Origin of the sequence: Amycolatopsis sp. A133, from assembly GCF_031082405.1 — a bacterium.
Lineage (GTDB): Bacteria > Actinomycetota > Actinomycetes > Mycobacteriales > Pseudonocardiaceae > Amycolatopsis.
Map to the genome: position 1 here is coordinate 18,924 of NZ_JAVHJU010000048.1, position 16,050 is coordinate 34,973.

Consider the following 16,050-nt stretch of genomic DNA (forward strand, 5'->3'; position numbering starts at 1 on the left):
GGGTGAGGAGCAGTGGCGGACGAACCGGTGGTCGTGCCGAACTTCCGGGGACGGCAGGCGCTCGACGCGTGGCTGTCCGGCCACGACGCGGGATTGCTGTTGCAGGGACCCGATCCCGACAGCCCGCACCCCTTGATGAACGGCCTGGTGGCCGCCCAGCTGCCCGCCGCGGGCGCGCGCGTGGCCCGCTGGACGACGGTGACGGTGTGGATCACCGGCGGCGGAGACCCCAGCGGAGTCCGCGAACCGCGGCGGCCGTTGCCGGAACCGCGAGAGGACGTGGGGTTCGGCGAGCCGGACGACGGCTGAGCCCGCACCTGCGCGAGTGATCACTCCGACCTTGGCTCGGCCGCCAGCCGGGGGACGGTGCGAATCCCGGGCCGCCGACGACTCCGGGTCCGGCGCACGCCCGACCCCCGCCACCCGCCACCCGCGCAGGCTGCCCCCGGACACTTGGACCACCGTCCGCCAGTCGGGACCGCGCGAATCCGGGCCGCCGGCGACTCCGGGTCCGGCGCACCCGCACCCCCGACCCGCCACCAGGGACTTCGGGTCGAACACACCACGCGCCTCCCGGGGCCGCACCTCAGCCGAGCAAATCCAGCGGATCCCGAGCCGCCAGCGCCTCGGCGTCCGGCACACCCACACGCCCCGCCACCCGCCGCCGGGCGCGCACCTCCGCCGCCGTGCGCGGCCGGAACTGCGGTTCGCGACCACAGCCGCACGGCTCGAAGCCCTCGTACTTCAGCCCGGCCGCCAGGACCGCGCCGACCGCGGCCCAGCCCGAACCGTCGCGACGCGGGGGTGCGGCGAAGTCGTGACCGGCGAAGACCATCGGCTCACGACACCCCGGACACCGGTGCCGGGCCCCGTCCCAGAGGTGCTTGACACTCCGGCGGCACGGCACGCAGACGTAGTGGACCTTGTAAACGACCTCGCCGTACCGGCACATGCACCGCAGGCTACCCGGGCACTCGCACCCCGGCGTTCCGCCTTTTCCACGCCGGCCGGGACTTCCCCGGGCTCCCGTGACGAAGATCATCTTGTCCCGCCCGCAACCGACAGTCGCCCCCACAGTGCCTCTCCAGGCAGCCGCCGTGCCCGTTTTTCCCGCCTTGCGAACGCTTCGGCGCGGCGAACCGGACGAATTCACTTTCACCCGTTCGGCCCAGTGTGCAACTTGTCGAAATCCGCGCCGGGGCCGACACCTGAGGAAATGCCGGTAATCGCCCCGGAGCACACAGTAAACACCGTTCTCCGCCAGCCGGACGGGTGTCCGGAAGGCGGGTCTCAACGACCGGCACATCGGGGTTCGTGGTAAAAAACGGACCCTGATCGATTTCGCGGCAACACGGAGGGTGAGGCGAAGACGGGTGACGGCGGCCGCTGTGTCCCATCGTCGTGTCCGCTTCCTCGTCCGGGTCCCCATTCCTCGCCGACCGTCACTCAGGAGTTCGTGAACCGCCGTGCTGAACAAAGACCCCAGAGACGAGTCGGACAAGCCGTACGACAAGTCGATCCGCAAAAGGCTGACCAGGACCGTTCTCATTCCCAGCGTGACACTGCTGGTGCTGTGGATCGCGGTCTCCTCCTACTTCCTCTTCAACGGCGTTTACGTCCGGCTGGTCGCGGCTTCCGTGCGTGAGGTGTCGATCCCCGCCGCCACCGCGCTCGCCGAGTTCCAGAAGGAACGCCAGACCGCGCTGCAGTACCTCGACGACCCGGCGCTCGGCCCGGCCCGGCTCCAGCAGCAGCAGCAGGCCACCGACGAGAAGCTCACCGCGCTGAAGGACGCCTTCGCCGCGACGATCTCCAACGCGCCGGACGAGATCGCGTCCAAGGTCAACGCGCTGAAGTCCCAGTTCGACCAGCTGCCGGTGCTGCGCTCGCAGATCAGCTTCCGCAGCATCGACCGCGCCCAGGTCAACACCTACTACAACGGCGTGATGGACACCGCGTCCAACCTCTTCGACACCCAGGCCCGGATCGTCCCCGACTCCGAAGCCGCGACCGGTGGCATCACGGCGACGTCGGTCTTCCGCGCCGGCGACATGATGTCGCGCGAGACGTCGCTGGTCTCGACGGCCTTCGCCGCCGGGACGTTCGCGCCCGACGACTTCGCCCAGTTCGCGCAGCTGTCCGGGATCTACCGGACCCAGCTGGCGCAGGTCGCGCCGTTCCTCGACGCGAGCGTCCGCGACCGGTACCAGGCGCTGAGCACCAGCACGGCCTGGCGGCAGCTGGCGACCGCCGAAGACGCGATCGTCAAGCACGGCCCGTGGTCGCCCGGCGAGCAGAACTCCGTGCCGGTGTCCGGGACGGACTGGCAGAACGCGACGACCCAGGTCGCCCAGGGCCTCAACGAACTCGCCATCACCCAGGCGGACAAGGTCTCGGCGGCCGCGATCGACGCCGGTGACGCGCAGCTGCGCAACGTGATCATCGGCAGCATCGTCGCCCTGCTGGCGTCGCTGGCGGCGATCATCGTCGCGGTGCGGGTGTCCCGCTCGCTCGTCGACCGCGCGCTGATGACGCGCCTCGCGCGGCTGCGCAACGACTCGCTCGACCTCGCCCGCAACAGGCTGCCGGACATCGTGGAGCGGCTGAAGAGCGGCGAAGCCGTGGACCTCAAGGAAGAACTCCCCCGGCTCGACCACGGCCGCGACGAGATCGGGCAGGTGGCGGAGGCGTTCAACGTCGCTCAGCTGACCGCCGTCAACGCCGCGGCCAGCGAGGCGAAGGCCCGCAGCGGCGTGCACAACGTGTTCCTCGGCATCGCGCACCGCAACCAGGTCCTCGTCCACCAGCAGCTGCAGATCCTCGACGAGATGGAAGCGCGGGAGGACGACTCGACGCAGCTGGCGTCGCTGTTCCAGCTCGACCACCTCGCCGCCCGCGCCCGCCGCACCACCGAGAACCTGATCATCCTCGGCGGGAAGCAGCCCGGCCGCCGCTGGCGCAAGCCGGTCGCGCTGATGGAGGTGCTGCGGGCCGCCGTCTCGGAGACCGAGCAGTACGCCCGGGTCCAGGTCGAACAGGTCGCCGACGTCGCCATCGTCGGCGCCGCGGTGGCCGACACGATCCACCTGATCGCCGAGCTGGTCGACAACGCGACGTCGTTCTCGCCGCCCGGCTCGCCCGTCGAGGTGACCAGCCGCATGGTCGCGCGCGGCGTCGTCGTCGACGTGTCGGACCAGGGGCTCGGCATGAAGGACGGCGTCCGCGAGTGGGCCAACGCGATGATGGCCGAAGCGCCCGAGTTCGACGCGATGGCCCTGCGGGCCGACTCCAGCCTCGGCCTGTTCGTGGTCGCGCGCCTGGCGGCCCGGCTCGGCATCACCGTCACCTTCGACCCGTCCCGCTACGGCGGCCTCCGCGCCACCGTCCTCATTCCCTCCCAGCACCTGGCCGGCGAGCACGCCGACCGGGCCGACGGCCCCGGGTCGACGCCGGCGGAGGACACCGCGGTCCTCGCCCCGGTGGGGGCCCCGGCGCCGCAGGCAGCAGAAAGCCCGCTCCGCACGATGGACACGCCCAGCTCGTTCAGCGGCCAGATCCCGATGAAGCGAGAAACCAAGCCGAGGCCGTACCCGGCCCGCGCGCTCACCCCGCCCGACGCCCTGCCGTCCGTGCCGGTGGCGACGCCGGAGCCGGCCGTCGTCACCCCGGCGACGGACGTGCAGCCGACCGACGACCGGCCCCGGCTGCCCCGGCGCGAGCCGCAGCAGAACCTCGTCGCCCAGCTCGAGCACGAACCCGACGACAGCCAGGACGAGGTCGTGGCCCCGGGGGAAGGCACCGCGCGGACGCTCGCGGCGTTCCACAAGGGCACCCGGCGCGGACGCGGCGGGCCGGACGACGACTCGTGATCCGCGCCAGCACACAGGAAAGTCCACACAGGAAAGTCAGGGTCTGACGTCGAATGAACGAGTACGGGAACCCCAAACCCGATCTCAACTGGCTGCTTGACGACATGGTGAACCGCGTGGTCGGCGCGCAGAACGCCATCGTGCTGTCCGCCGACGGGCTGCTGATCGGCAAGTCGGCCGGGATGAGCAAGGACGATTCGGACCAGCTGTCGGCCATCGCCTCCAGCCTGCAGAGCCTCGCCAAGGGGGTGAGCAAGCAGTTCAACCGCGGCCCGGTCCTGCAGAACATGATCGAGATGGAGCGCGGTTACCTGTTCGTCTCGGCGGCGGGCCAGGGCGCCTGCCTCGCCGTGCTGGCCGCGGACAACGTCGACGTCGAGATGATCGCCTACGAGATGAGCCGGCTCGTCAAGCGCGTCGGTGACTACATGGCGTCCGCGCCGCGGGAAGCGGCGTCGGTCCTGCGGGAGGCCACATGAGCTCCGACGAAGGCTGGTACGACGAGGCCGCCGGGCCGCTGGTCCGGCCGTACACGATCACCAGCGGCCGGACGCCGGCGGGCACCGCGCGGCTGGACCTGTCCACGCAGGTGATGACCCTGCGGTCGGAGCAGGAGCCGGCCGGGCTGGGCCCGGAGCACGTGGCGATCGTGCAGCTGTGCCGCCACCCGGTGTCCGTCGCCGAGATCGCGGTCTACGTCAAGATCCCGCTGGGCGTCGTGCGCGTGCTCGTCGGCGACCTGATCGAGCGCGGCCTCGTCATCACGCGGTCCCCTGCCCACAACCCGGCGCAGACGCCGGACCTCGAAACACTCCAGGCGGTTCTCGATGGCCTCATCAAGTACTGACGGCACCGGGGCCGACATGGTCCCCACTCCCGTCAAGATCATCATCGCGGGTGGTTTCGGCGCCGGGAAGACCACGATGGTCGGTTCGGTCAGCGAGATCCCGCCGTTGACCACCGAAGAGGTGCTCACCGAGGCGAGCGCCGGCGTCGACGACCTCTCCGGCGTCGAACGCAAGACGACCACGACGGTCGCGCTGGACTTCGGCCGGATCACGATCTCGCCGCGGCACGTGCTGTACCTGTTCGGGACGCCGGGGCAGGCGCGCTTCTGGTTCATGTGGGACGACCTGGCCCGCGGGGCGATCGGGACGATCGTGCTGGTCGACACCCGGCGGCTGGAGACCAGTTTCGCCGCGATCGACTTCTTCGAGCGCCGGAAGATCCCGTTCGTCGTCGCGGTGAACTGCTTCGACAACGCGCCGCGCTACACCGCCGACGAGATCCGCGAGGCCTTGGTCGTCCCGGATCGTGTGCCCATCGTCATGTGTGACGCACGCGACCGCGACTCCAGCAAGCTCGCGCTGATCCGCTTGGTCAAGCACGCGATGACGGTGGTTCCGGCCCGGGTCTGAGACCTGCGGTTTGTCCACCCGGTGTCCGCTTTGGTCCGTACCGGACGCTTCCGGTGTCCGTTGTGGCCCTGCGTGGCCACGGCGGACACCGGAGAACCCACATGGCGCAATTGACTGGACCACTCGGGTGCAGACTTTTAGTTGAGCAAGCATCCAACTGATAGCATCCGCTCGTGACCAGTCGCGCGCCGGAGTTTCCTGAATATATAAGGGAAAACTATCCGGCACAGGGCCGGTTGTTCGGCGACTTCCTGGGTGGACTGTGGTCCACCGCGTGCGAAGCGCTCGACGTCCCGCTCGAACAGTCCGTCCGGACCACCCGGATGTTGCGCGCCCTGCTGCCGCCGTGGGCGCACGAGCGGATCGGGGCGGCGCCCGCCCAGCCGTCCTATGTGGCGGACGACGGCTTCCCGGCCGAGATGTCGGTCAACTGGTCCGGACCGCAGCCGGAACTGCGCGTGCTGTTCGACAGCCTCGGCCACGACGTGGTCTGGCCTGGTGACAGCGTTTTCCACGCCCGCCGTCTCGACCACGTCCACGAGACGTTCACCCCGCGGGCGGGCCGCCCGTCGCCGGCGCCGCTGTGGCACTCGATCGCCTGGCGGCCACCATCCGGAGTGGTCCACAAGACGTACTTCGGGCTGTACTCGTGGCCGCACGCCCACCGCGAAGCGGCGGTGGCCGAAGCCATGGAGCGGCTCGGCATGGCCACGGCCTGGGCCGACACGCGCCGTCGCGTCGAAACTGTCGAAGGCGACCGCGAGATCGAGTTCTTCGCGGTCGACCTGGCCGACGAAGCACAGGCCCGCGTCAAGATCTACTACCGCAACCACGGCGCCGGCCTCGCCGAGGTCGACCGCGTCGCCTCGGTGGCGCAGCACCACGACTCGCACCGGGCGCAAGCCGCCTACCGGACGTTGACCGGCGAAGGTGCCGATGCCGGTGAAGCGGCGTTGACCTGCCTGGCGTTCCGGTCCGGTGTGGACCGCGCCGCCGAGTCGACGACGTACCTGCGGCTGCCCGCCCTCGTCCCGGACGACCAGGAAGCCGTGGAGCGCACGGCCGCGTTGCTGCACGACCAGGGCGTCGACCCCGGCCGGTTCCGCACCCTCGCCGCCGCCCTGGCGCCCGGGCCGCTGACCGGCAGCCGGGGCGTCCTGGAACTGGTGAGCTTCCGCGCGGCCGGGCGACGCGGCGACGTGACCACGTACTTCCGGTTCCCGGTCTACGACCGGCCCCCGCCGTCCCCGCTTTCGCCTGTTGATCTTGGTTAGCGGCACCGGAAAGATGTTCTCGCGCAGCACCACCGTAAGGAGCAGATCGTGACCGAGCAGGACGTCGAGCGCGTCGCCCGCCACAACGAGCAGCGGCAACGGGAGTACGAGGCGTCGGACCTGATCCGGCTGCTGGTCGACGAGAACACCACGGCCGAGACGAAGAAGGCGGTGCTCACCTACCTGCAGCCGTGGTCGAACGCCTTCCAGCGGATGATCAGCGCCCGGGTGACGTTCGAGAGCGACCCGGAGCTGCGGGCGCTGGCGTGCGAGCACCAGGAGGAAGAGGTCGGCCACGACAAGATCCTGGCCCGCAGCCGCGCGGACGACCGCGAGCTGGTCTGGGACCCGGTGATCGAGATGGGGGCGTCCTGGTTCGTCGACCAGTTCGCGATCCTGCCCGGCGTGCAGCGGGCCGTCCTGGCGCACCTCGCGCTCGAAGCCGGCAGCCTGGTGTTCAGCCAGGCGGGCACGCGCGCGTTCCCCGACGACGAATACTTCGAGCTGCACGACGAAGCCGACGTCGAGCACCTCGAGATGGGCTACGAAGTGCTGCGGCGGCGCAGTGACTGGACGCCGGACGCGGTGATCGCGGTGCTGGACCGCGCGTGGCAGGTGATCGGCGTGGTTTCCGACCGCATCGCCGAGTGCGCCCGCCGCGATACGGTGGCCGCATGACGACGACCACCGAACCGGCCGACGCGGCCCGCGAGATCGCCGCCGAGGCCGCCCGCGCCTACCGGGAAGCCTTGGGAGAGCGCCTGATCGGCGCGTACTTGCTGGGGAGCTTGGCCTACGGCGGTTACTCCGCGGCCGCGAGCGACATCGACCTGGCCCTCGTCCTCACCGACGTCGGCGACCGCTCGGTGGTCGAAAGCACGACGGCGGCGCTGCAGGAGCGAAGCCCGTTGCACCGCAAGCTGTCCGTGTTCTGGGCATCGTTGCCGGCCCTGCGCGAGGGCCGCGACGACGGCCGCTTCCCGGCGTTGGACCGCTTGCAGCTGGCCGACGACGGCCGCGTCCTGCTCGGCGACGACGTCCGCGCGGAGATCGCCCGCCCGGAGGCCTCGGAACTGCTGCTGGAGAGCGCCCGCTTCGCGATCGCGGTCCTGGCGACCGACGAGGTGACGGCCGAGTTCCGGTCGCCCCAGCGGCTGCTGGTGGACAAGGTGTGGTTCACGAAGGCCGTGCTGTTCCCGGTCCGCTTCCGGTATTCGGGAACGACGCCGACGGGCCGCGCGGCCAACAACGACGAAGCGATCGAGTGGTACCTGAGCCAGGCGGACGCCCCGGCGGCATCGCTGGTCCGCCTGGCCCGCGAAGTCCGCGCCGGCCATCCTCTGGAGGCGGCGGAGGTGGAGCCGGAGCTGGCGGCGGGGCTGGTTCCGTTGTACCGCCACTACATCGAGGCGGAGGTCCGCCGCTTGCAGGACTCCGGCGCGCCCGCGGAGCTGGTGGACGCCTTCGCCGACTGGGACAAGCGGCTGCAGTAAGGTTGTTCGGGCGGTGGTGTGCGGGGAAGCACACCACCGTTTTCACCCCAGGGTCAACGGCGTCTCCGCTGCCACCCGGGTCAGCTTCTCCGGGTTCCGCACGTAATAGAGCCCGCTGATCCGGCCCCCCTCGACGCGGACCGCCATGATGCCGTCGAACGCGCCGTCCACCTGCAGGGCGAGCGCCGGGTTTCCGTTCACCGTCACCGAAGCGATGGTCAGCTCCACCGCCGCCTTGCCGAGGCCGCCGGTGATGAACCGGCCCACCTTTTCCGCGCCCGTGACCGGGCGCAGTGCCGCCTGCTTGACGCCGCCGCCGTCGCTCATCAGGACCACGTCCGGTGCCAGCAAATCCAGCATTCCCTGCAGGTCCTGGCCCTCGAGCGCGCGGCGGAACGACTCCAGTACCGCCCGGGTCTCCCGCGCGGAAACCACCTCACGCGGGCGGCGCGCGTCGACGTGCCGGCGGGCGCGATGCGCGATCTGGCGGACCGCGGCCGGGCTTTTTCCGACTGCCTCCGCGATTTCGTCGTAACTGACGTCGAACACTTCGCGCAGGACAAAAACCGCGCGTTCGGTCGGCGCGAGCGTTTCGAGGACGAGCATGAGCGCCATCGAAACGCTTTCGGCGAGCTCGACGTTCTCGGCCACGTCCGGGGTCGTCAACAGCGGCTCGGGCAGCCACGGCCCGACGTAGGCCTCCTTGCGGCGCTTCATCGTGCGCAGCCGGTTCAGCGCGAGCCGGGTCGTGATGCGGACCAGGTACGCACGCTCGTCACGCACCGTGGCCGCTTCGACCTCGACCCAGCGCAGCCACGTCTCCTGGAGGACGTCCTCCGCGTCGGCCGCCGAACCGAGCATCTCGTAGGCGACGGTGAAGAGCAGGTTCCGGTGGGCGACGAAGGTCGCGGTCGCCGGGTCACTCATGGCCTCTCCTCGCTTTACGCCGTGAAGGAACCGAAACGGCCCCAGGCGACGAACGCCGCCAGGGCCAGGTACACCAGGTTCAGCGCGACGAACCCGGCACTGCCGTGGCGGACGTGGGTGATCATCGCACCCACCATCAGCAGCACCCAGCACACCGCGGTCACCGGCACGAGCACCGGCGCGATCCCGGTGACAGCGGGCAGGACCAGGCCGGCCGCGGCGAGCAGCTCGAGCACACCGAGGCTCTTGACGAAGCCGGCACCGGCGCCGGCGGTCCACTCCCCACCCGGCGCAGCCGCCAGTTTCTCCTTGCGCACGAACGCCTTGCTCACTCCCCCGGTCAAGGCCACCGCGGCGAGCAGACCGGCGGTGATCCACAGGGCCAGGTCCATGAGGTTCTCCTTTCGAACGATGTCGGCCTCAAGACACCGCCCGGCGGAAAGTTGTGACAGCGTTGATTCTGTACCTACTAGTATGTACAGTCTGGGCTCATGGGAACCCGGGACCAGCTCGTCGACAGCGCCCGTGAGCTGCTGTGGGAGCGGGGCTACGTCGGCACCAGCCCCAGGGCCATCCAGCAGCGGGCGGGCGCCGGGCAAGGCAGCATGTACCACCACTTCGCCGGCAAGAAGGAACTCGCGCTGGCCGCCGTGCGCCGCACCGCCGAGGAGCTGCTGGCCGCCGCCGACGGGCAGCTGTGCGGGCCCGGCACCGCCGTCGACCGCATCACCGCCTACCTGCGACGCGAACGCGAAGTGCTCAAGGGCTGCCCCATCGGCCGGCTCACCCAGGACCCCGAAATCGTGGCCGACCCGGTGCTGCGCGCCCCGGTCGACGAGACGCTCACCCGCCTGCGCGCGCGGCTGGCCGAGGTCCTCGGCGAAGGCCGCGCCGCGGGCGAACTGCCCGCCGGGCTCGACACCACCGCGCTGGCCGCCACGATCGTCGCCGTCCTGCAGGGCGGTTACGTGCTGGCCCGCGCCGCGAACTCCCCCGAGCCGTTCGACCAGGCCGTTTCCGGCTTGCTCGCCCTGCTCACCGCCCGCTGAACCCCGAGGAGAGCCGAAGTGCAGGTCCGCCACGTCCCGTCCACCAGCACCCCCGCCCCGGCCGAGGCCGTCACCGGCAGCGCGTGGCTCACCTCGCTCGCCGAGCCCGAAGGCCCGTCCCGGACGCGGGTCGACCGCGTGCACTTCGCCCCCGGCGCCCGCACGCGCTGGCACCGGCACCCGCTGGGCCAGGTCCTCATCGTCACCGAAGGCACCGGCTACGTCCAGCGCCGGGGCGGCCCGGCCCAGCTGATCAGGCCGGGCGACACGGTCCGCGTCGCCGCCGGCGAGTGGCACTGGCACGGCGCCACCGACACCACACCGCTGACCCACCTGGCGATCGAGGAGCTCCCCGCCGACGGCACCCCGACCGAGCTCGGCGACGCCGTGGGCGAGGGTGAACCCGCCGCCGTCCCGGCCGTGACCCGCACGCTGGTGCTGGACCAGCACCTGCCGGCGCCGCGCGTGATCGACCACGTCGAGGTCCGCCGCATCACCATCGCCCCCGGCGAACACCCCGGCCTGCACGTCCACAACGGACCGGTGTTCGGCAGCATCGAAACGGGCTCGGCCGTTTACCAGGTCGAAGGCGAACCCGAATCGGTGCTCACCCCCGGCGACGTCTTCTACGAGCCCGAATCGACCCGGATCGCCCGGTTCGACGCCCTCGGCGAAGGCGTCACGTTCCTCGCTTACTTCCCGGCCGGCCCCGGCGAAACCCCCGCTCTGACGCTGCTGGACAGCTGACTCCGCACTCCACGCCGCACCCGGGGTACACGGCCGCGGGTTCAATTCGGTTCACCACATTTCCGAACTCTTTCCTCACCGGACGAAGTCCTGGACAACGCGAGATTCACGGGGCAGATTGTTATCGCTAACAGCGACCGCTCCACTGGTGTCGGGCCAGTGGAATCTCTTCCCCTTGAACCCCTCGGAGTGACTTCATGCCCGGAAACACCGGAAAGCACCGCATCTCCCGGCGAACCAAGATCGCGACCGGTGCCCTCGCCCTCGCCGTGGCCGCCGGCGGCATCGCGGTGGCGACCACGTTCGGCGACCCCGGACAGGCCAGCGCCGACGAGGCCGACCCGGCCCTCTACATCGACATCCTCAAGGTCCCGCCGTCCAACGCCGACCCCGCGAACGCCCGCGGCGCGTCCACCGGCACCTTCACCGTGGACTGCGGCCGCAACGAGAACCAGCACTTCAACCCCGACAACTTCGTCGCCCAGCCCGGGATCCGCAACGGCGCCCAGCACCTGCACGACTACGTCGGCAACCTCTCGTCCAACGCGGACTCGAACAACAAGAGCCTCGAAGCCGCCGGGACCACGTGCAAGAACGGGGACAAATCGGCCTACTTCTGGCCGGTGGTGCGCATCGACACCGCCGACGAAGAGCAGAACGAGCCGGCGAAGCCCGCCGACGGCGATCGCGACCAGGCGGCCCAGGACGCCGCCTCCCCGCTGATCACCTGCCCGGACGTCGCGAGCAAGCTGCCCGACGTCCCCGACTCGGCGATGGCCGAGGTGAACCGCAACCTGGACCTGCTCGACACGCAGCTCGACGAGGCCAACCGGCGGCTGGTCAGCACCCGGGGCCAGGGCGGGCCGAACTTCGTCCGGAACGCCATCCTCGGCCCGCTCGAGGACAAACGCGTCGCCACCATCGACCGCATGGCCATCGCCATCGGCCGCACCGCCGCCAAACCCCAGGGCCTCGACGCCCTCGCCCCCTGCGCGCTGCGGGAGCAGGCCGGCAGCGGCGGCAACCCGGCGAGCAACGGCGGCGGCGCCCCGGCCGGCGCGGTGCAGCAGATCACCTGCCCGGACGTCGCGAGCAAGCTCCCTGCCGTGCCGGCCTCGGCCAAGGCCGAAGTGGACCGCAACCTGCAGCTGCTGAACACGCAGCTCCAGGAAGCAAACCAGCGGCTCGTCGCCACCCGGGGCCAAGGCGGGCCGAACTTCGTCCAGAACGCCATCCTCGGCCCGCTCAAGGACAAACGCGTCGCCACCATCGACCGCATGGCCATCGCCATCGGCCGCACCGCCGCCAAGCCACAGGGCCTCGACGCCCTCGCCCCGTGCGTTCTGGGCCAGGCGGGCGGCAACAACGGTGGTGCGACGGCCCCGCCGCTGCCCGGTCCGGACGCCAACAACGAGCTGCCCGACAACGACGGTGCGATCCAGCGCCCGGCGAAGGTCGGCATCACCTTCCGCGGCAGCCCGGCGGGCAAGGTCACCGCGATGCCGAAGTTCCTGCGCGCCCTGACCGGTGACGCCAAGCCGTCGATCAACGGCACGAAGAACACCCGGGCGGCGTGGACCTGCACCGGCTTCGAAAACCGGCTGACCGACAAGTACCCGATCTGTCCCGAAGGGAGCAAGGTCGAACGGATCCACACCTTCCCGAGCTGCTGGGACGGCAAGAACACCGACAGCGCGAACCACCGCACGCACATCGTCTTCCCGGACGCCGCCGGGCGCTGCGCCGCCGGGTTCAAGGCGGTGCCGCAGCTGCGGATCACGCTCGTCTACGACATCCCGCACGACATCCAGGTCAAGAAGCAGTACAAAGTGGACTCGTTCCCGTCCGAAGAGCACAACCCGCTGTCCGACCACGACGACTTCGCCAACGTGATGTCCCAGAGCATCATGAACCAGGTCGTGAACTGCATCAACCGCAACAAGACCTGCAACGCCTGACCCGGTGCGCCGGTCCGGGTGCCCGCCGCCGCCATCCCCGCGGCGGGCACCCGGGAAGGAGACAGCGATGACCGTCCCGATCATCCCGGGATTCCACCCCGACCCGTCGATCTGCCGCGTCGGCGGGACGTACTACCTGGCGAATTCGAGCTTCGAGTACGTACCGGGTGTCCCGATCCGGCGCAGCACCGACCTCGTTTCCTGGGAACCGGTGGGCCACGCGCTGACCCGCCCGGACCAGCTGCCGCCCTCCGCAGGCGCGGCGAACACCGGCATCTACGCCCCGACGCTGCGCCACCACGACGGCCGGTTCCACCTGGTGACCACGAACATCCTCGAGGCCGACCGCGGCCACCTGATCGTGACCGCGGAGGACCCGGCCGGCCCGTGGTCCGCCCCGGTGCACGTGGACGGCGCGGTGGGCATCGACCCGGACCTCTGCTGGGACGACGCCGGCGTCTGCCACCTCACGTGGGCGTCGTTCCGGCCGGACCTGCCGGGGATCGCCGGCGTGCCGATCGACCCCGCCACGGGAGCGATGCTCGGCGAGCCGCGGCTGCTGTGGAACGGCACGGGCCTCGCGGCCCCCGAGGGCCCGCACCTGTACCGCGTCGACGGCTGGTGGTACCTGCTGCTCGCCGAAGGGGGCACCGAGCGCGGCCACGCCGTCACCATCGCCCGCGCCCGGACGTTGGAGGGCCCCTACGAGCCCGCGCCCACGAACCCGATCCTGACCCACCGCAGCACGACCCACCCGGTGCAGAACACCGGGCACGCCGACCTCGTCGAGTGCCCCGACGGCAGCTGGGCCATGGTCTACCTGGGGGTCCGGCCGCGGGGGAAAACACCCCAGTTCCACGTCAACGGGCGCGAGACGTTCCTGGCCGGCGTGGACTGGGTGGACGGCTGGCCGGTCGTGGTCGAGGACCGCTTCACGATCGAGCCCCCGGACCACTCCTTCACCGACCGCTTTCCGACGGCCGAGCTGCACCCGCGCTGGGTCGCCCCGGGCGCCGCCCCCTTGACCGGCTGGACCGGGCCGGGCGAGCTGGTCCTCAGGCGGGCCTTGCTGACCCGGGCCCTCGACGTGCACTGGACGGCGCTGGTCCGCCTCGACGTCTCCGCGGGGACGGCGAGGTTCGTCGTGCGCATCGACGACCGCCACTGGTACGGCCTGACAGCGGACGGCGCCACGGTCACGGCGACAGTCGCGATCGGCCCGGCTGTCCGCGTCGTCACGACCGTCGCGGCCGGTTCTCCGGTGTCACTGCGGATCCGCGCGATCGAGGCCCCGGTTTCGGGCCCGTTCCGCGAGGCGGCCGAGCCGGACCTCGTCGAGCTGGCCGTTTCGGACGAGAGCGGCCGCGCGGAGGTGCTGGGTTCGTTCGACGGGAGGTACCTGTCCACCGAGGTCGCCGCGGGCTTCACGGGGCGGATGATCGGCGTGGAGGTCCTCGACGGAACCGCGACCCTGCACGAATTCCGCTACTCGACCGACGTGGACTGACCTCTCGTGCTTGCGACGGCGCCTCCGGGAGCGGACCTCGCGGGCTTCGCTCCGCAGGACGACGAAGCCGGATGACCGGCGGTCAGCCGCCAATCGCGCTCCGACCACCCGCCCGAGACCTGAAAGTCGGTGCCGGATGGCTTCGCGCACGGACTCGGGAGGGTCGATCCCGCGCGGTGGTTCCGCTACTCGACCGACGTGGAAGGCTGACGCGCGCTCTTCTCGCGCAGTGGCGCACCGACCTCGTGCAGGTGCTGCAGGACGTAGTAGTACGTCTTCAGCAGCCCGCACTGGGCGTAGTCGATCCCGTGGTCGACGCAGAACTGACGCACCAACGGCTGCGCGCGGCGCAGGTTGACCCGCGGCATGCTGGGAAACAGGTGGTGCTCGATCTGGTAATTCAACCCGCCGAGCGTGAAGTCCACCCACCGGCCGCCGCGGATGTTGCGGCTGGTCAGCACCTGCTTACGCAGGAAGTCGAGCTGCTTCTTGTCGGTGAACGTGGGCATGCCCTTGTGACCCGGCGCGAACGAGCACCCCATGTACACGCCCCACAACCCCTGGTGCACGGCGATGAACGCCACCGCCACCGGCGGGGACAGCACCACGAACACCGCACCCAGGTAAACACCGAAGTGCACGGCCAGCAACACCGCTTCCAGCCACCGCCACTTAACATCGCCGCGCCACACCGCACGGACACCGGCCGCGTGCAAGCTCAGCCCTTCCAGAAGCAGCAACGGGAAGAACAACACCGCTTGGTGCTTCGACGTCCACCGCACGAACCCGCTCTTCTCCGCCGACTGCCGCCGGGTGAAGGCCAGCAGCGGGATGTCGATGTCGGGATCGTCACCCTCGTGGTTGGGGTTGGCGTGGTGCCGGCTGTGCTTGCCCATCCACCAGCCGTAGCTCATGCCGACCACCGCGCCGAAGGCGTAGCCGGCCCGGTCGTTCGCCCGCCCGCTGCGGAAGATCTGGTTGTGACCCGCGTCATGGCCGAGAAACGCGACCTGGGCGAACACCACCGCGAAGAAGACCGCCGTGACCAGCTGCCACCACGAATCGCCCAGCACCGCGAACGCCACACACCCACCGGCCAATGCGAGCAGGGTGAGTGTGATCTTCACCGCGTAGTAGCCGTAACGGCGATCCAGCAGACCCTCACTCCGCATCAGGCGAACCAGCTCACCGAACTCGTTGCGCGACGTCGCGCGGGCTTCCATCGAAGACGTGACCATCTGAATCCTTCCCCAGTCCTGCGTCGCCGGGACTTGGGGGCGACCGCGCATCACTGCACAACGGGAATTCCCGCCAGTGCGTGCGCTAAACGGGCACAACGTGCGCAGGTCGTCCGGCACGCCGATCGGCGGCCCTCTAGCGTGGCGGGCATGGAGCACCCCGAACCCGACACCCGGACCCTCGAACGCGGCTTGGGCGAGTACGTGCGCGCGGTGGCGGCCGCGGTCGGCGTCCCGGCCGAGAGCACGACGGTGGAGATCAGCGACACGGCCACCGCCTACCTCGGCCTGCCCCGGCGGTGGCTCGAGCGACCCGACCACGACGTGATGCTGGTGTGGAGCGAACGGCGCGGGTGGTCGCTCGCGGTCGAAACCGACCCCGACGAAGACCCGGTCGTCATCGCGCGCCACGGGGACGACCTCGTGCCGGCCCCGGGCGTGGTCGCGCAGTTCGTCGCCGACACCGTCGCCGGGCACCACACCGGTCCGGCGGGCCCCGGCCCGGCGATCGCCACGACCCGCAGGTCACTGGCCGAGCGCCTGGGGCCCTATCTCCAACACGCGCCGTGA

17 protein-coding genes are annotated in these 16,050 nt (G+C 70.6%); 13 read left to right on the forward strand and 4 right to left on the reverse strand.

What is annotated here, in order from left to right:
- The first annotated feature begins 12 nt into the window (after positions 1 to 12).
- Positions 13 to 309 (forward strand): PASTA domain-containing protein, encoded by a 297-nt coding sequence (locus Q5425_RS29250; protein ID WP_308675552.1) that lies wholly within the window; start codon positions 13 to 15, stop codon positions 307 to 309.
- Positions 310 to 586: 277 nt separating this feature from the next.
- Here Q5425_RS29250 and Q5425_RS29255 read toward each other — a convergent pair whose 3' ends face one another.
- Positions 587 to 952 carry a hypothetical protein gene (locus Q5425_RS29255; protein WP_308675553.1) on the reverse strand — a complete coding sequence of 122 codons (366 nt, stop codon included), beginning with the start codon at positions 950 to 952 and terminating at the stop codon, positions 587 to 589.
- Between the two features lie 514 nt (positions 953 to 1,466).
- Here Q5425_RS29255 and Q5425_RS29260 point away from each other — a divergent pair.
- From Q5425_RS29260 to Q5425_RS29290, 7 genes are all read left to right on the forward strand, one after another.
- Entirely contained in the window at positions 1,467 to 3,869 is a 2,403-nt protein-coding gene (locus tag Q5425_RS29260) for a nitrate- and nitrite sensing domain-containing protein (protein WP_308675554.1), read from the forward strand.
- Between the two features lie 53 nt (positions 3,870 to 3,922).
- The gene (locus Q5425_RS29265) at positions 3,923 to 4,348 is read left to right on the forward strand and encodes a roadblock/LC7 domain-containing protein (protein ID WP_086851216.1); all 426 of its coding nucleotides are present in this window, start codon (positions 3,923 to 3,925) and stop codon (positions 4,346 to 4,348) included.
- Complete coding sequence (locus Q5425_RS29270) at positions 4,345 to 4,716, forward strand: DUF742 domain-containing protein (RefSeq protein WP_308675555.1); 372 nt, start codon at positions 4,345 to 4,347, stop codon at positions 4,714 to 4,716. The genes Q5425_RS29265 and Q5425_RS29270 overlap by 4 nt, the downstream gene beginning before the upstream one ends.
- Before the next feature lie 16 nt (positions 4,717 to 4,732).
- Positions 4,733 to 5,287, forward strand: a complete 555-nt coding sequence (locus Q5425_RS29275; protein ID WP_308675556.1) for an ATP/GTP-binding protein — start codon at positions 4,733 to 4,735, stop codon at positions 5,285 to 5,287.
- Between the two features lie 173 nt (positions 5,288 to 5,460).
- Entirely contained in the window at positions 5,461 to 6,561 is a 1,101-nt protein-coding gene (locus Q5425_RS29280; protein ID WP_308675557.1) for a hypothetical protein, read from the forward strand.
- A 48-nt stretch (positions 6,562 to 6,609) separates the two neighbouring features.
- Complete coding sequence (locus Q5425_RS29285) at positions 6,610 to 7,239, forward strand: hypothetical protein (protein WP_308675558.1); 630 nt, start codon at positions 6,610 to 6,612, stop codon at positions 7,237 to 7,239.
- Positions 7,236 to 8,054 carry a hypothetical protein gene (locus Q5425_RS29290; protein WP_308675559.1) on the forward strand — a complete coding sequence of 273 codons (819 nt, stop codon included), beginning with the start codon at positions 7,236 to 7,238 and terminating at the stop codon, positions 8,052 to 8,054. Before Q5425_RS29285 ends, Q5425_RS29290 begins: the two co-directional genes overlap by 4 nt.
- A 42-nt stretch (positions 8,055 to 8,096) precedes the next feature.
- On the opposite strand, the gene Q5425_RS29295 is transcribed toward Q5425_RS29290, so the two are convergent.
- Together Q5425_RS29295 and Q5425_RS29300 are read right to left on the reverse strand one after the other, a co-directional pair.
- The gene (locus Q5425_RS29295) at positions 8,097 to 8,981 is read right to left on the reverse strand and encodes an RNA polymerase sigma-70 factor (protein WP_308675560.1); all 885 of its coding nucleotides are present in this window, start codon (positions 8,979 to 8,981) and stop codon (positions 8,097 to 8,099) included.
- Between the two features lie 14 nt (positions 8,982 to 8,995).
- Positions 8,996 to 9,373: a DoxX family protein gene (locus tag Q5425_RS29300; RefSeq protein WP_308675561.1), complete on the reverse strand. Its 378-nt coding sequence runs from the start codon at positions 9,371 to 9,373 to the stop codon at positions 8,996 to 8,998.
- 99 nt (positions 9,374 to 9,472) lie between these two features.
- Between Q5425_RS29300 and Q5425_RS29305 the strand changes: the two genes are divergently transcribed.
- From Q5425_RS29305 to Q5425_RS29320, 4 genes are all read left to right on the forward strand, one after another.
- Positions 9,473 to 10,030 carry a TetR/AcrR family transcriptional regulator gene (locus Q5425_RS29305; protein WP_308675562.1) on the forward strand — a complete coding sequence of 186 codons (558 nt, stop codon included), beginning with the start codon at positions 9,473 to 9,475 and terminating at the stop codon, positions 10,028 to 10,030.
- 18 nt (positions 10,031 to 10,048) lie between these two features.
- Positions 10,049 to 10,777: a cupin domain-containing protein gene (locus Q5425_RS29310; protein WP_308675563.1), complete on the forward strand. Its 729-nt coding sequence runs from the start codon at positions 10,049 to 10,051 to the stop codon at positions 10,775 to 10,777.
- Between the two features lie 197 nt (positions 10,778 to 10,974).
- The gene (locus tag Q5425_RS29315) at positions 10,975 to 12,735 is read left to right on the forward strand and encodes a DUF1996 domain-containing protein (RefSeq protein WP_308675564.1); all 1,761 of its coding nucleotides are present in this window, start codon (positions 10,975 to 10,977) and stop codon (positions 12,733 to 12,735) included.
- A gap of 67 nt (positions 12,736 to 12,802) precedes the next feature.
- Positions 12,803 to 14,242: a family 43 glycosylhydrolase gene (locus Q5425_RS29320; RefSeq protein WP_308675565.1), complete on the forward strand. Its 1,440-nt coding sequence runs from the start codon at positions 12,803 to 12,805 to the stop codon at positions 14,240 to 14,242.
- Positions 14,243 to 14,427: 185 nt separating this feature from the next.
- Here Q5425_RS29320 and Q5425_RS29325 read toward each other — a convergent pair whose 3' ends face one another.
- Positions 14,428 to 15,480 carry an acyl-CoA desaturase gene (locus tag Q5425_RS29325; protein WP_308675566.1) on the reverse strand — a complete coding sequence of 351 codons (1,053 nt, stop codon included), beginning with the start codon at positions 15,478 to 15,480 and terminating at the stop codon, positions 14,428 to 14,430.
- A 150-nt stretch (positions 15,481 to 15,630) separates the two neighbouring features.
- On the opposite strand from Q5425_RS29325, the gene Q5425_RS29330 reads away from it, so the two are divergent.
- On the forward strand, positions 15,631 to 16,050 hold the full coding sequence (locus tag Q5425_RS29330; protein WP_308675567.1) for a DUF6292 family protein: 420 nt from the start codon (positions 15,631 to 15,633) through the stop codon (positions 16,048 to 16,050).

Bases quoted from the DNA above. Each gene is read 5' to 3' on its own strand.
- Q5425_RS29315 (WP_308675564.1), top strand. From the start codon at position 10,975: ATGCCCGGAAACACCGGAAAGCACCGCATCTCCCGGCGAACCAAGATC.
- Q5425_RS29330 (WP_308675567.1), top strand. From the start codon at position 15,631: ATGGAGCACCCCGAACCCGACACCCGGACCCTCGAACGCGGCTTGGGC.
- Q5425_RS29295 (WP_308675560.1), bottom strand. From the start codon at position 8,981: ATGAGTGACCCGGCGACCGCGACCTTCGTCGCCCACCGGAACCTGCTC.
- Q5425_RS29265 (WP_086851216.1), top strand. From the start codon at position 3,923: ATGAACGAGTACGGGAACCCCAAACCCGATCTCAACTGGCTGCTTGAC.
- Q5425_RS29270 (WP_308675555.1), top strand. From the start codon at position 4,345: ATGAGCTCCGACGAAGGCTGGTACGACGAGGCCGCCGGGCCGCTGGTC.
- Q5425_RS29275 (WP_308675556.1), top strand. From the start codon at position 4,733: ATGGTCCCCACTCCCGTCAAGATCATCATCGCGGGTGGTTTCGGCGCC.
- Q5425_RS29325 (WP_308675566.1), bottom strand. From the start codon at position 15,480: ATGGTCACGTCTTCGATGGAAGCCCGCGCGACGTCGCGCAACGAGTTC.
- Q5425_RS29300 (WP_308675561.1), bottom strand. From the start codon at position 9,373: ATGGACCTGGCCCTGTGGATCACCGCCGGTCTGCTCGCCGCGGTGGCC.
- Q5425_RS29320 (WP_308675565.1), top strand. From the start codon at position 12,803: ATGACCGTCCCGATCATCCCGGGATTCCACCCCGACCCGTCGATCTGC.
- Q5425_RS29305 (WP_308675562.1), top strand. From the start codon at position 9,473: ATGGGAACCCGGGACCAGCTCGTCGACAGCGCCCGTGAGCTGCTGTGG.
- Q5425_RS29255 (WP_308675553.1), bottom strand. From the start codon at position 952: ATGTGCCGGTACGGCGAGGTCGTTTACAAGGTCCACTACGTCTGCGTG.
- Q5425_RS29290 (WP_308675559.1), top strand. From the start codon at position 7,236: ATGACGACGACCACCGAACCGGCCGACGCGGCCCGCGAGATCGCCGCC.